Below are 13,019 nucleotides of genomic sequence, written 5' to 3' on the forward strand. Positions count from 1 at the left end.
TGTTCGCGGGTCCGCCATGGTGGCCAGCCCGCCCGACACGGAGTAACTGATGCAATCGATTTACCTGGAAGTCGCGGACCAGCTGTTACAGCTGGAGATGGAGTTGCGCCGGGAGGGGCTGTGGCAGGCGGAGCCACCGGCCCCGGAGGCGCTGGCCAGTACGGAGCCTTTCTGCATCGATACCCTGACCCTGCCGCAGTGGCTGCAGTTCGTTTTCCTGCCGCGTATGAGCCAGCTGATCGAGCTGGAGCAGCCCCTGCCGCGGCAGTGCGGGATTGCGCCCATCGCCGAGGAGTTCTTTCGCGAGACCGGTGGCGGTGGCTCCCTGATCGCCCTGCTCACGGAGATCGATGTCCGCCTGCAGCAGGGCTGAAGCCGCCGGCAGGACCCGTGGCCGGACTATACTGCCCGTCTGAATTTACCCTTCCCGCCCGTGTGGACAACGGCACGTGACGATGCCCGGACAGTCGGTCGCTGTTCAGGTATGGTATGGATGCGGTAATATCCGCCCTTTGCGCAAAACGGAGACAGGACCCCTCCGGCGCCAGAGAAGCACGGATAGCCAGGTTGCGACGATCGCAAATGGACGGCCGTCAGGCCCAAGGTAGTTAATAAGAATGCGGACTTCTCCCTTAATTTTGTTGCTGCTCGCAGCGCTGTTGGCCGGCTGCGGGTCGCTGCACTTCCCGTGGCAGAAATCCACCCCCGTGGCTGTCGAGCCGGGCGTCCCCGCCGAATCTGTCACGCCTGAAGAAGTGGCACAGCAGTGCCCGCCGGTACAGGAAGTGGTCTGCGCCGAGCCCGAAGTGAAGGTGGTCGAGCGCGTCATTGAACGAACTTTCGAAAAAGTCGTCGAAGTGCCCGTCGCCAAGGACAAGCTGGTATTGGGCAGCGTGGAGACTGTGGCCATCGAGCCCGGTGGTTTGCTGCTCGAGTCCCTGATCGACACCGGTGCCCCTACCTCATCCCTCAGCGTGACCGAGCTGAAACCCTTCGAGCGGGATGGCAAGGAGTGGGTCCGCTTCAAGGTCAGTGCCGGCGAAGACGATGACAATGGCGTAACGGTGGAGCTGCCGGTCAAGCGCTACGTACGCGTGGCCCGGCCCGGTTTCGACAGCCAGCGGCGTCCGGTGGTGAACATGAGCCTGACGGTGGGCGAGGTCACCCACATGGTGGAAGTGAACCTGACCGACCGCACCAGCCTGGATTACAGCCTGCTGGTGGGGCGCAACTTCCTCAAGGATGCCGCCGTGGTCGACGTGAGTCGGCGCAAGGTACAGGGTCAACCGCGGCCGCCGCAGCCAAAATAACAACAGAGTTTGATAACCGCGGGTGACGGCGTGACCGTTCCCGCTTGCAGACGGGGACTGGCGAATGTCGCCACGCGCTCAGGTATACATCCTTGCCGTGCTACTCACCCTCATGGGTGCCGGCCTGACCATCTACAAGAACCGCGAACTGGGCTTTCCCCTGTTGCCGGGCGAATACCGCACTGTCTGGACCATCGAGGCCAAGGTGCGCTTTACCGCCGACGGCGGCCCGGTGAAGGCGGCACTCACCCTGCCACGCTCGCAGCGCAATATGGAGGTTCTCGGAGAGACCTTCAGCTCCTCCGGTTTCGGCTTCAATATCGTCCGCGACGACGATGAGTACCGCGCCGTCTGGTCACGTCGTTCCGCCAGCGGTAACCAGTCCCTGTTCTACCAGCTGGATGTCCACCAGACCCCGGGGGCACCCCTGGAGCAGCCGCTGGAACTGAGCACCGAGGTGGACAAGCCTTTCCTGGGCGCCCGGGAGCAGGAGGCCGTGCGCCAGGCCATTTACAGCCTGGTGGAGGGTGCGCGCGATCGCTCCGCGGATACCCGCACGTTCACCGCCCAGTTGCTCACTGCCCTCAACGACCCCCGCAACCAGGACCGCAACCTGATCTTCGGCTACTTCAAGGATCGCACCCTGGTGGACGTGGCACTGGTGGTGCTGGCCGCGGCGGAGATCCCGGCCCACCGCATTCGCGGCCTCTATCTGGAGGATGATCGCCGGCGGCTGGACCCGGAGGACCTGCTGGAAGTCTACGACGGGCGCCGCTGGGTGGTATTCGAGCCCAACACCGGCAACCCCGGGGTGCCGAAGAACTTTTTTATTTGGCAGCGGGGCGGCAAGAGCCTGCTGGACGTGGAGGGTGGGCGCAATTCCCGCGTGACCTTCTCGGTGATCTCCAACGATGTACCGGCCCGCGACGTCGCCATGCTCAGCACCAGCAACGAAAAAGAGGCGCTGGTGGACTTCTCCATCTACAGCCTGCCCATCGAGCAGCAGAGTATCTTCAAGCTGATTCTGCTGGTGCCGGTGGGCGCGCTGGTGGTGGTGCTTCTGCGGGTGTTCGTCGGCCTGCGCACCTCCGGTACCTTCATGCCGGTGCTGCTGGCGATCGCCTTCATCGAGACACGCCTGTTCACCGGCCTGGCCATTTTCGTGCTGATCCTGGTGCTCGGCCTGTGGGTGCGCTTCTACCTCAGCAGGCTCAACCTGTTACTTGTGGCGAGGATCGCCGCCGTGGTGGTCACGGTGGTGATATTGATGGGCGCCATCAGTGTCGTCAGCTACAAGCTCGGTATCGAGCAGGCGCTGACGGTGACCTTCTTCCCCATGATCATCCTCGCCTGGACCATCGAGCGGATGTCGATTGTCTGGGAGGAGGACGGTCCCTACGAGGTGGTGGTCCAGGCCGGGGGCAGCCTGCTGGTGGCGGTGCTGGCCTGGTGGGTGATGACGAACCGTTTTGTGGAGCACTGGACATTCAACTTCCCGGAGCTGCTGCTGGTGCTGCTGGGCATTATCCTGATTGTCGGTAACTACACAGGTTATCGCCTCGGTGAGCTCATGCGTTTCCGCCAGCTGGTGCGCTAGGTCCATGGGCAGGTTCAATCTCAACCAGTTCCTGGCCAAGTTGCGGGGTGGCATTGTCTCCCCGTTTGCCCTGCGTCGCCTCGGCGTGCTCGGCATGAATGCGCGCAACGTGCACTACATTGCCCGCTACAATGACCGCGACCTCTACCCCGTCGTCGATGACAAGCTCAATACCAAGCGCGCCGCGCGGCGCCACGGTATCCGGGTGCCGGAACTGATCGCCGCCTTCGACAGCCAGCCCAGCCGCAACCGGGTGCTGCAGGTCATCGAGCCGCTGTGGCAGTTTGTGATCAAGCCGGCCCGGGGCTCCGGCGGCAAGGGCATCCTGGTGGTGGTGGGCCGCGAGGGGGAGAACTATCTCAAGCCCTCCGGTGCACAGGTCACCAAGGAGGATGTGCTGCGCCATGTCAGCAACATCCACAGTGGCCTGTACAGTCTCGGCGGCAAGCCGGACCGGGTGATGATCGAGGCCCTGGTGGATTTTGACCCGATCTTCGACAAGTACTCCTTCGAGGGCGTGCCGGATATCCGCGTGATCGTGTTCCGGGGCTTCCCGGTGATGGCCATGCTGCGGTGTTCCACCCACTCGTCGGATGGCAAGGCCAACCTGCACCAGGGCGCGGTTGGTGTCGGCATCGACCTGGCGACGGGCAAGAGCTGCCACGCGGTACAGCGCGGGCTGCGCATCAGTCGCCACCCCGATACCGAGATGCCGTTCGACGAGCTGGTGGTGCCGGGCTGGCGTGACCTGTTGCGGCTGGCATCGAGCTGCTACGAGATGACCGGCCTCGGTTACCTGGGCTGTGACATCGTGCTGGACCGCAAGCGCGGACCGTTGCTGCTGGAGGCCAATGCACGCCCCGGCCTGGCGATCCAGGTGGCCAACGGTGTGGGTCTGCGCACCCGCCTGAAACATATCGAGGCGCTGGATCTCGAGCAGCTCGAGAAGAGCGTTGAAGAGCGGGTGGCCTACTCCATGGAGGCCTTCGCTGCTCCCCGCACCATGGAACAACAGGCGTCCGCCTGACCCTGTCTGCTACCGGGCAGCCGATCCTTTCACATCTGATCTCTGGTATTTGAGTGAAGCGGGCAACCGTCCCGCAGGCCGGCCTGTTTTGTCCGGATCTCTACACTGCCGTCCATTTCTGGACACAAAAAAGGCGAGCCAACTGGCTCGCCTTTCAGGGTCGATCGCGGTGGTGCGGATCAGGCCGCCGCGGGGGCTGGGCTCAGGTGGAACTGCTCCATCATGATGGACAGGCGCTTGCGCTGCATCTTCAGGCTGTATTCCAGCTCCTTCACCCGGGTGCGGATGGCGGCGCTTTCCCACTTGGCCAGCAGGCGCTCACGGGCATTTTCGTAGCGACGTGACTGCAGTGATTTCCACTCGTTCAGGGCGGCGGAGAACTCCTGTGCTTCCTTCTCCAGCAGGGCGCGCCAGCTCTCTTTGTGCCTGGACTCCTGCAGCTTCTGCTCGGCGCGCTTGAACTGCATGTCGAGCATGGCGCGCTGGATGCGCATTGCCGGCACGGTCTTGAGGTTGCGCGCCAGGCCCACCCAGCTGGCAGTCTTGATCAGCCACTTGGTCGGATCCCACTGGTACCAGCGGATGCCGTTGCGGTAATCGGTCTGAAAGATGTGGTGGTAATTGTGGTAGCCCTCACCGAAGGTGAAGAACGCCAGCAGGTCATTGTCCCGGGCGGTGTTCTCGTCGGTGTAGGGGCGGCGACCCCAGATGTGCGCGAGGGAGTTGATGAAGAACGTGGTGTGATGGTTGACCACGATCCGCAGGATGCCCGCCAGCAGCAGCATACCGATGATGTCGCCGGCCCAGATGCCCAGCAGCAGGGGCAGGCCGATATTCATCGCCAGGGTGACCGCAAGGTAGTGGTTGTGCTGGAACATCACGATCTTGTCGCGCTGCAGGTCCTTGGCGTTGTCGAAGTCCACTTTGCCGCTGGGGTAGTCGCGCAGCATCCAGCCGATATGGGAGAACCAGAAGCCGCGATTCGCGGAATAGGGGTCATGATCGTTGTCATCCACGTGGCGGTGGTGGCGACGGTGGCCGGAAGACCAGATCAGGATGGAGTTCTGCAGGGCGGCGGCGCCGAACAGGGCGAACAGCCAGCGCAGGGACCAGTGGGCCTCGTAGGTGCGGTGGGACCAGAGCCGGTGGTACCCGGCAGTGATGGACAGCCCGCACAGGGCGCCGTACACCGCGAATGCCGCCCAGGCCTGCCACTGGTATCCGTGCATGATCCCGTACAGGGGAACCAGGATAAGGGCGGCGAGGGCGGTAGTAGCGAACAGAATGGTGGTGACCCAGATTCTCGGGGCCTCGGAAACTGTATTCATCTTACAACCTTGTTGGTGCGCGACAGCGGTCAGGCGGCTCTCTCTCGAGCCCGGCCGGAAGGATCTCCGGCAGCCCAGCGCGTAACTTCCACTGCTTGCCGGATCCTAACCGATCGGCACGAGTATGGCACCCCCGTTCCGCAAAAGTCAGTACCGGATTTGGCGTTCCAGTCACCGCTGCAAGCTTTTGGTGCATGCAGGAGGAAACCTGTGCCGAGTTGGTTCACAGCAACCCCCCGTTGTCGCCCCGAGTCGAGAGCGCAATGCGGCTCAGGGAGATATTCTGACCCGGGGGCCCCGCCAACCGGCCATTTCCGGCTGTTGGTCAAACTTGGCATGGGCGTTGCAAACCTCAGGGTGTGGGCCGAGAGGCCCGCGCTCCGGGAATCCCTCACCGGGTTATGGCGAATCGCCGGCGCGAGCCGGCAACCAGTTTATAACGTGCGTGACTTCCCGTTTTCTCTCATCATCGCTGATTCAGGCCCCGCTATGCGGGGCCTTTTTTTTGTTGGCCCCCGCCGGTTATTTGCTTCCAGCACCATGAACGCCCGTGGAAAGGGGGTGACCGGGCAATGCGATGTCGACGTCTCAGAACTCTTTCCCCGGCTCCGGATTAGTGATTCACTTGGAGGTGCTAAAGGCGACAGCCGTTCCGCGGCCAAACAAAGACAACAAGTGGCACTCGTGACTGAGCTCACTCCCGATCAACTGACCGACTTCCCCTTGCAGCTGGCCACGCTGGATGAGCTGGGCGAGCTGGATGCCGGGCGGCTGCGCAGCCAGGTCCATTACCTGCAGCGCCTGTTGCTGGATGTGGACTCCGGTTTCTTCGAGTGGCATCCGCAGGCGGGTACCTGTCGCGCCGAAGGCGCGGTCTGGTCTCCCTTTGACGCTGATCCCTCCCGCGCACTCGAAGGGGTCTTCAGCGGAGAAAGCCTCGGGCTGGTGCATTCTGATGACCGGGATCGCCTGCGTATGCTGCGGCGGCGACTGGACAGTGCCGGAGGCCTGGCCGACCTGACCTTCCGAGCCTACGACAGTAGTGGCCGGCTGCGCTGGCTGCGGATCTGGGCCCGCTCTTTTGAGGCACCATTCGAGGGTGGGCAGTCGAAGCTGTTCGTCCTTGGCGGTTGTGCCGAGTACACCGAATCCCTGATTGGACGGGATGCCTCCAACCTGCCTGCCGAGCGTGCTGTTCAGGCTCTGGCCGGGGTCGGTGACGGCCTGTGGGAGTGGGACCTGCGGGTGGATGAGGTGTTGTTTGACGACGCCTGCTGGGCCCTGATCGGGTTTGACGCCAGCAGTCTCGAAGCCGACGCCCGCAGTGCGCTGTCGAAATGGAAGCGGCGCATGCTGCCGGAGGATTACGACCGGGTCTCCCAGGCCATGCAGGATGCTGTGCGGGAGCGCATCCCCCTGGATGTGGAATACCGCCTCTGGCACCGGGACGGGGGCATTGTCTGGCTGCGCTGTCGCGGCCAGGTCCAGTGCAACCGCCAGGATGAGCCATTGAGGGTGCTGGGAACCGTGCAGGATGTAACCAGCAGCCGGGAGGCCACAGCGCGGCTGCAGAGAGAACTGGACAGCCTGCGCAGTGAAGCTGAGCACCGCGCCGGACTGCTGTTCAGTCTCAGTCACGAACTTCGCACCCCGCTCAATGCCATCCTCGGCTACAGCCAGATGGTGGAGCTGGACCATACCCTCAACACCGACCAGCGCCAGCGACTGGGAGAAATCCGCCGCGCCGGCCAGCATCTCCTGCACCTTGTGGGAGACGTGCTGGAGTTGGCGCGGATCGATACCAACCAGGTGGCGCCGGCCATGGAGGCGGTGCAGCCGGCAAGCCTGGTCAATGACTGCAAACGGCTGCTGGAGCCGCTTGCCGAGACCCGGCGGGTCTCCCTGATCTTCGAACCCCTGGGCTGGGAATCTGCCTATATCCGCGTCGATCCAGTGCGTTTCAAGCAGGTGGTGCTGAACCTGGCCGGCAACGCGGTGAAATACAACCGCGAGGGCGGCCGCGTGGTGATCAATTTTGCCCCGCAGTCGGAGGGCTGGCTGCGACTGTCAATTCTCGATACCGGCAAGGGGATTCCCGAGGAGCGCCGCGCCGAGGTTTTCGAGCCATTCAACCGCCTCGGTGCCGAGAGGAGTCACATCGAGGGCACTGGTGTGGGGCTGGCGATTGCCAAGCGCCTGACCGAGGCTATGGGTGGGCGGATCGACTTCGATAGCCACGAGGACCAGGGGTCGGTGTTCTGGATCGAGTTCCCGTTGATTGACGCTCCGGGAGATATGATGCGGTTGCGGCCGGAACCGGGCAGTGATGTCACTTTCCCGAAGAGCACCCTGTTGCTGGTTGAAAGCCGTACTGCGGTACTGGCCAGGCTGCGGGGGATGCTGGTAGATGCTCCCCAGGTGCAGTTGCTGGTGGCGGCCGATGCGGTCGAGGCCATATTTACTGCCCGCAGGCAACCGGTGAATGCACTGCTGTTCGACAGTGCTCTGCCGGGAATGTCGGCGGCGGACCTGTCCGGGATCCTCTCCCGGGACCCACGCACGGCCGGTGTGCGGCTGATCGAGATCGGTGGTGGCGGCAGCAGTGCGGTGGATGCGGTGCTGCCCGAGGAATACGGCCCGGGCGAGCTGGCCCGGGCGCTGGAGATGGGCGGCGCGACTGAATAGAGCGGATGGCGCCGATCGCAACCGGCGCCAGCGTCAGCGAATGCCGCCCAGGTTCTTACCCACGATCTGCAGCAGCGGCTTGAACACCTTGGGGGTGCCGCAAACCAGGTTGCCGGAATCCAGGTAGCCCTCGCCGCCGCGGAAGTCACTGATCAGTCCACCAGCCTCCCGCACCAGCAGGGTACCGGCGGCGATATCCCACTCGTTCAGGTACATTTCCCAGAAACCGTCAAAGCGGCCAGCAGCTACATAGGCCAGGTCCAGCGCTGCCGCGCCCGGGCGGCGGATGCCGGCGGTCTGGCCGGCGATTTCTTTCAGGGCCGCCAGGTAGGGGTCGATGTTTTCCAGGGCCGGGCCGTTGAAGGGGATACCGGTGCCAATAAGCGCGCCGCGCATGCCCTGGCGCGGCGAGACGCGGATACGGCGACCGTTCAGCGCGGCGCCGCGACCGCGGCTGGCGGTGAATTCTTCACGCTTGATCGGATCCAGTACCACGGCATGCTCGATGCGGCCGCGGTAGCGGCAGGCGATGGATATGCAGAACTGCGGCACACCGTGGATGAAGTTGGTGGTGCCGTCGAGGGGATCGATGATCCACTCGTAATCGGGTTCGGCGCCCTCGAGGATACCGCTCTCCTCGGCGCGAATGCTGTGTTTGGGGTAGGCCTTGCGCAGGTGGTAGATGATCTCCTGCTCGCTGGCACGATCCACCTCAGTGACGAAATCGTTACGGCCCTTTTCTTCAAGCTTGGCGAGGTCGCTGCGCTCCCAGGCCCGCTCGATCAGTTCTCCGGCCTTGCGCGCCGCGCGCAGGGCAATATTCAGCATGGGTTCCATAACTAAGTCCGCACTGTGTGGTATTCAACGGTTAAAAAGCGGGAGGCGCGCTGACCTCCGGGCTCCGGGCTCGCCGGGCGTCGCGGATTGTAGGGATTCCTGTGCAATTTTGCTACACTCCCGCGCCGTTTCAGAAGTGTAGGGTGTTTGTGCAGCGCACATCCACCGGCCAACCCGGGAAATCACCAGATGGCTCAGTCCCCCATGTCCGCTCTCGACAATATCCGTATCGTGCTGGTGAACAGCGCCCACCCCGGCAATATCGGTGGTGCCGCCCGGGCCCTGAAGAATATGGGCCTGAGCCAGCTGTATCTGGTAGCGCCGCGTGAATTCCCCGCCGCCAACGCCATCTGGCGTGCCGCTGGTGCCGCCGACCTGCTGGAGACCGCAGTGGTGGTGGATACGCTGGAGGATGCCGTGGCCGACTGTGGGCTGGTGGTGGCGACCAGTGCCCGCGAGCGCCGTATTCCCTGGCCGCTGCTGACCCCGCGGGAGTGCGGGCAGCGCGCAGTGGCGGAAGCGCCGGCCCACCCGGTGGCGCTGGTGTTCGGCCGGGAAGACCGCGGCCTCACCAATGAGGAGCTGCAGGCCTGTAATTTCCACGTTCATATCCCCGCCAACCCGGACTACAGTTCCCTGAACCTGGCCACCGCGGTACAGGTGCTGGCTTACGAAGTGCGCATGGCGGCTCTGGAGGCAGAGCAGGGCGCGCCGGTCAGTTATGCGGACTGGGACCGCCCCCCGGCCAAGGCCAACGATATGGAACTCTACTTTGAGCACCTGCAGCAGGCGCTGGGAGAACTGGGTTTCATCGACCCGGACAATCCCCGCCAGACCATGACCCGTCTGCGCCGACTGTTCAGTCGCGTGCGTCCGGATGACATGGAGCTCGGGATCCTGCGCGGCATGCTGACTGCGATCCAGAATTACATCCACCGCACCGGTGGCAAAGGGCGACCGGACGCCTGAGCCCGCCGGCAATACCCGAGCGCAGTACCCGGTTATATACTTGACTAGGTTGGTGGGTTATTCCATACTCGCGCCCGTTCTTGGGGGCTGCGGATCAGTCGGGAGCTGAAATGCGTTTGACAACCAAAGGCCGCTACGCGGTCACAGCGATGCTCGACCTGGCACTACATGCCGGTCAGGGGCCGATCAGCCTGGCGGATATTTCCAAGCGTCAGGGCATTTCCCTTTCCTACCTCGAGCAGCTCTTCTCCCGGTTGCGGCAGTCCGGTCTGGTGTCCAGTGTGCGTGGGCCGGGTGGCGGATATCGGTTGGCCCGGGAGGGTGACGAAATTTATGTGGCACAGATCGTCGACGCGGTGAACGAATCCGTCGATGCCACCAGCTGCGGTGGCAACAGTGACTGTGCCGGGGGCGAGCAGTGCCTGACCCACTACTTGTGGTGTGACCTGAGCGCCCAGATTCACAGCTTCCTGAGCGGTATCAGTCTCGCGGACCTGGTGGCCCGGGCGGAAGTGCAGGAAGTGGCCCGCCGCCAGGATATGCGCGATGCGGTCAAAGAAGAGACAGTCGCGGTGCTCGGCGGCCTGTAAGCCGGCAGCGACAGTAACAGAGCACGAGTGAGCAACAGTTTTAGTGCGCGGAGAGATTTGAATATGAAGCTTCCCATTTACCTGGACTATTCCGCTACCTGCCCGGTGGACCCGCGCGTGGCCAAAAAGATGGCGGAACAGCTGACGATGGAAGGTAACTTCGGTAACCCCGCCTCGCGCTCGCACCTGTTTGGCTGGAAGGCCGAGGAAGCGGTGGAAGATGCGCGCCGCCACGTGGCCGAGCTGGTCAATGCCGATCCCCGCGAAATCGTCTGGACCAGTGGTGCCACCGAGTCCGATAACCTGGCCATCAAGGGCGCAGCGCACTTCTACCAGGGCAAGGGCAAGCACATCATCACCTCCAAGATCGAGCACAAGGCGGTGCTGGACACCTGCCGACAGCTGGAGCGTGAAGGCTTTGAGGTCACCTACCTGAACCCCCGCGAGGACGGCATCGTCTACCCGGAGCAGGTGGAAGAGGCGATGCGCGATGACACCATCGTCGTCAGCCTGATGCATGTGAACAACGAGATCGGCGTGATCAACGATATCGCCGCCATCGGCGAACTCTGCCGTGCACGCAAAGTAATTTTCCATGTGGATGCCGCCCAGAGTGCTGGCCGGTTGCCGATCGACCTGGCGGAGATGAAGGTGGACCTGATGTCCTTCTCCGCCCACAAGATGTACGGCCCCAAGGGCATTGGCGCGCTGTATGTACGCCGCAAGCCCCGGGTGCGTCTGGAAGCGCAGATGCACGGTGGTGGTCACGAGCGTGGTATGCGCTCCGGTACCCTGGCGACGCATCAGATCGTCGGCATGGGTGAGGCCGCACGTCTCGTGAAAGAAGAGATGGCAGCAGAGAGCAAGCGTATCCTGGCCCTGCGCGATCGCTTCTGGGACCAGATCAAGGATATGGAAGAGGTGCACGTGAATGGCTCCTGGGAGCAACGCGTGGCTGGCATCCTCAACGTGAGCTTTGCTTTCGTGGAGGGCGAGAGCCTGATCATGTCCCTGAAGAATCTGGCGATCTCTTCCGGTTCTGCGTGTACCTCCGCGAGCCTCGAACCGAGCTATGTCCTGCGCGCCCTGGGCGTGAATGACGAACTGGCGCACAGCTCGCTGCGTTTCAGCTTTGGCCGGTTCACCACCGAGCACGATGTGGATACCGCAGCTGCTGAAGTGCGCGGGGCAGTGGAAAAACTGCGCGAACTGTCACCGCTTTGGGATATGTACAAAGACGGTATCGACCTGAACACCATCGAGTGGGCCGCCCACTAAGCGCACCAGCAAGAGTTAGGAGAAAAGTCATGGCCTATAGCGACAAAGTCATCGATCACTACGAACACCCCCGCAACGTTGGCCGCATGGACGACAAGGCGGACAACGTGGGTACCGGTATGGTTGGTGCACCCGCCTGTGGCGACGTCATGCGCCTGCAGATCCAGGTCAACGAAGACGGTGTGATCGAGGACGCGAAATTCAAAACCTACGGCTGTGGTTCCGCCATCGCCTCCAGCTCCCTGCTGACCGAGTGGGTCAAGGGCAAGACCATCGACGAGGCGGAGCAGATCAAGAACACTGCGATCGCCGAAGAGCTGGCGCTGCCGCCGGTCAAGATCCACTGCTCGGTACTGGCTGAAGATGCGATCAAGGCTGCGGTGCGCAACATCCGCGAAAAGCGCGGCCTGGAAGTGAAGGAAGAAGCGGCCGAATAAGCAGTAAGGCAGAGCAATGGCAATTACCATGACGGCCGCGGCGCAGGAGCATGTGGCGCGGCAGCTGGCCAAGCGCGGCAAGGGTATTGGTATCCGCGTCGGTGTGCGCACCGCCGGGTGCTCCGGCATGGCTTATGTGCTCGAGTTCGTCGATGAAGCGAATGCGGAAGACGAAATTTTCGAGCAGGGTGAGGTCAAGCTGATCGTTGACCCGAAGAGCCTCGTGTACCTGGACGGAACCGAACTGGATTTCGTCAAAGAGGGGCTGAACGAGGGCTTTGCGTTCAACAATCCCAACGTGAAGAACGAGTGCGGCTGCGGCGAAAGCTTCCACGTGTGAGGCAGTCGCTGCGCGAACGGGGCCGGCTGCTTTTCTGCAGGCCGGCCCTTTTCTTTGTGTGAAGCGGACACAAATTTGTCGTTGAGAGGGCAGCCATGTCGGCACAGCAGACCTATTTCGATATTTTCGGTCTCAAACCTGCGTATGACGTGGATCGCGCGGCCCTGTCCCAGCGCTACCGGGAGCTGCAACGGGAATTTCACCCGGATAAATACGCCGCTAAATCGAGCCGCGAACAGATGCTGGCCATGCAGTATGCGGCGCGTATCAACGAGGCCCATACGACCCTGCGCGACCCGGTGGCCCGGGCCGGCTATCTGCTGGAGCTGGCCGGCGTCGAGGTGAGCCCGGAGCAGACCACCGCCGACGCGGAATTCCTGATGCAGCAGATGATGCTGCGCGAGCAGCTCGAAGAAGTGCGCGACGCGGCAGATCCCGCTGCGGCGCTCGACGATCTCGCCGCTGAGGTCAGCGGACTTTTTGGCGGCGAACAGCAGGCATTCGCCCGTGGGTTTGCCGCCGGCGAGCTGGAAGCGGCGAAGAACTCCCTGCTCCGGCTGCAGTTCCTGGCAAAGCTGCAGCGGCAGGTGGAAGAACTGGAAGAAGACTTACTGGACTGAA

Annotated in this window: 13 protein-coding genes; 11 read left to right on the top strand and 2 right to left on the bottom strand. The window is 63.0% G+C overall.

All coding sequences use genetic code 11. The features are described 5' to 3' along the window. Nucleotides 1–49 precede the first annotated feature (49 nt). From LVD12_RS08995 to LVD12_RS09010, 4 genes are all read left to right on the top strand, one after another. The gene (locus LVD12_RS08995) at nucleotides 50–373 is read left to right on the top strand and encodes a YqcC family protein (protein ID WP_237067363.1); all 324 of its coding nucleotides are present in this window, start codon (nucleotides 50–52) and stop codon (nucleotides 371–373) included. 265 nt (nucleotides 374–638) lie between these two features. Continuing rightward, the gene (locus LVD12_RS09000; protein WP_237067364.1) at nucleotides 639–1,310 is read left to right on the top strand and encodes an ATP-dependent zinc protease family protein; all 672 of its coding nucleotides are present in this window, start codon (nucleotides 639–641) and stop codon (nucleotides 1,308–1,310) included. 64 nt (nucleotides 1,311–1,374) lie between these two features. Continuing rightward, nucleotides 1,375–2,907 (top strand): UUP1 family membrane protein, encoded by a 1,533-nt coding sequence (locus tag LVD12_RS09005; RefSeq protein WP_237067365.1) that lies wholly within the window; start codon nucleotides 1,375–1,377, stop codon nucleotides 2,905–2,907. Between the two features lie 4 nt (nucleotides 2,908–2,911). Continuing rightward, nucleotides 2,912–3,934, top strand: coding sequence for an alpha-L-glutamate ligase-like protein (locus LVD12_RS09010; RefSeq protein WP_237067366.1), 1,023 nt, complete (start codon nucleotides 2,912–2,914; stop codon nucleotides 3,932–3,934). Between the two features lie 179 nt (nucleotides 3,935–4,113). Here LVD12_RS09010 and LVD12_RS09015 read toward each other — a convergent pair whose 3' ends face one another. Further along, complete coding sequence (locus tag LVD12_RS09015; protein ID WP_237067367.1) at nucleotides 4,114–5,262, bottom strand: acyl-CoA desaturase; 1,149 nt, start codon at nucleotides 5,260–5,262, stop codon at nucleotides 4,114–4,116. 684 nt (nucleotides 5,263–5,946) lie between these two features. Between LVD12_RS09015 and LVD12_RS09020 the strand changes: the two genes are divergently transcribed. Then, nucleotides 5,947–7,947 carry an ATP-binding response regulator gene (locus tag LVD12_RS09020; protein ID WP_237067368.1) on the top strand — a complete coding sequence of 667 codons (2,001 nt, stop codon included), beginning with the start codon at nucleotides 5,947–5,949 and terminating at the stop codon, nucleotides 7,945–7,947. 33 nt (nucleotides 7,948–7,980) lie between these two features. Here LVD12_RS09020 and LVD12_RS09025 read toward each other — a convergent pair whose 3' ends face one another. Then, nucleotides 7,981–8,784, bottom strand: coding sequence for an inositol monophosphatase family protein (locus tag LVD12_RS09025; protein ID WP_237067369.1), 804 nt, complete (start codon nucleotides 8,782–8,784; stop codon nucleotides 7,981–7,983). A gap of 189 nt (nucleotides 8,785–8,973) precedes the next feature. Between LVD12_RS09025 and trmJ the strand changes: the two genes are divergently transcribed. From trmJ to hscB, 6 genes are all read left to right on the top strand, one after another. Next, nucleotides 8,974–9,753, top strand: coding sequence for a tRNA (cytosine(32)/uridine(32)-2'-O)-methyltransferase TrmJ (trmJ, locus tag LVD12_RS09030; RefSeq protein WP_237067370.1), 780 nt, complete (start codon nucleotides 8,974–8,976; stop codon nucleotides 9,751–9,753). A gap of 110 nt (nucleotides 9,754–9,863) precedes the next feature. Continuing rightward, nucleotides 9,864–10,343, top strand: coding sequence for a Fe-S cluster assembly transcriptional regulator IscR (gene iscR, locus LVD12_RS09035; protein ID WP_237067371.1), 480 nt, complete (start codon nucleotides 9,864–9,866; stop codon nucleotides 10,341–10,343). Nucleotides 10,344–10,406: 63 nt separating this feature from the next. Beyond that, nucleotides 10,407–11,621, top strand: coding sequence for an IscS subfamily cysteine desulfurase (locus LVD12_RS09040; protein ID WP_237067372.1), 1,215 nt, complete (start codon nucleotides 10,407–10,409; stop codon nucleotides 11,619–11,621). A 29-nt stretch (nucleotides 11,622–11,650) separates the two neighbouring features. Continuing rightward, nucleotides 11,651–12,058: a Fe-S cluster assembly scaffold IscU gene (gene iscU / locus LVD12_RS09045; RefSeq protein WP_237067373.1), complete on the top strand. Its 408-nt coding sequence runs from the start codon at nucleotides 11,651–11,653 to the stop codon at nucleotides 12,056–12,058. A gap of 16 nt (nucleotides 12,059–12,074) precedes the next feature. After that, nucleotides 12,075–12,398, top strand: a complete 324-nt coding sequence (gene iscA / locus LVD12_RS09050; protein WP_237067374.1) for an iron-sulfur cluster assembly protein IscA — start codon at nucleotides 12,075–12,077, stop codon at nucleotides 12,396–12,398. A gap of 95 nt (nucleotides 12,399–12,493) precedes the next feature. Then, nucleotides 12,494–13,018, top strand: a complete 525-nt coding sequence (gene hscB / locus LVD12_RS09055) for a Fe-S protein assembly co-chaperone HscB (RefSeq protein WP_237067375.1) — start codon at nucleotides 12,494–12,496, stop codon at nucleotides 13,016–13,018. Nucleotide 13,019: the final 1 nt, after the last annotated feature.

The sequence above is a fragment of the Microbulbifer guangxiensis genome (assembly GCF_021729075.1).
Lineage (GTDB): Bacteria > Pseudomonadota > Gammaproteobacteria > Pseudomonadales > Cellvibrionaceae > Microbulbifer > Microbulbifer guangxiensis.

Bases quoted from the DNA above. Each gene is read 5' to 3' on its own strand.
- LVD12_RS09025 (WP_237067369.1), bottom strand. From the start codon at position 8,784: ATGGAACCCATGCTGAATATTGCCCTGCGCGCGGCGCGCAAGGCCGGA.
- iscA (WP_237067374.1), top strand. From the start codon at position 12,075: ATGGCAATTACCATGACGGCCGCGGCGCAGGAGCATGTGGCGCGGCAG.
- iscR (WP_237067371.1), top strand. From the start codon at position 9,864: ATGCGTTTGACAACCAAAGGCCGCTACGCGGTCACAGCGATGCTCGAC.
- LVD12_RS08995 (WP_237067363.1), top strand. From the start codon at position 50: ATGCAATCGATTTACCTGGAAGTCGCGGACCAGCTGTTACAGCTGGAG.
- iscU (WP_237067373.1), top strand. From the start codon at position 11,651: ATGGCCTATAGCGACAAAGTCATCGATCACTACGAACACCCCCGCAAC.
- trmJ (WP_237067370.1), top strand. From the start codon at position 8,974: ATGGCTCAGTCCCCCATGTCCGCTCTCGACAATATCCGTATCGTGCTG.
- LVD12_RS09005 (WP_237067365.1), top strand. From the start codon at position 1,375: ATGTCGCCACGCGCTCAGGTATACATCCTTGCCGTGCTACTCACCCTC.
- LVD12_RS09040 (WP_237067372.1), top strand. From the start codon at position 10,407: ATGAAGCTTCCCATTTACCTGGACTATTCCGCTACCTGCCCGGTGGAC.
- LVD12_RS09015 (WP_237067367.1), bottom strand. From the start codon at position 5,262: ATGAATACAGTTTCCGAGGCCCCGAGAATCTGGGTCACCACCATTCTG.
- hscB (WP_237067375.1), top strand. From the start codon at position 12,494: ATGTCGGCACAGCAGACCTATTTCGATATTTTCGGTCTCAAACCTGCG.
- LVD12_RS09010 (WP_237067366.1), top strand. From the start codon at position 2,912: ATGGGCAGGTTCAATCTCAACCAGTTCCTGGCCAAGTTGCGGGGTGGC.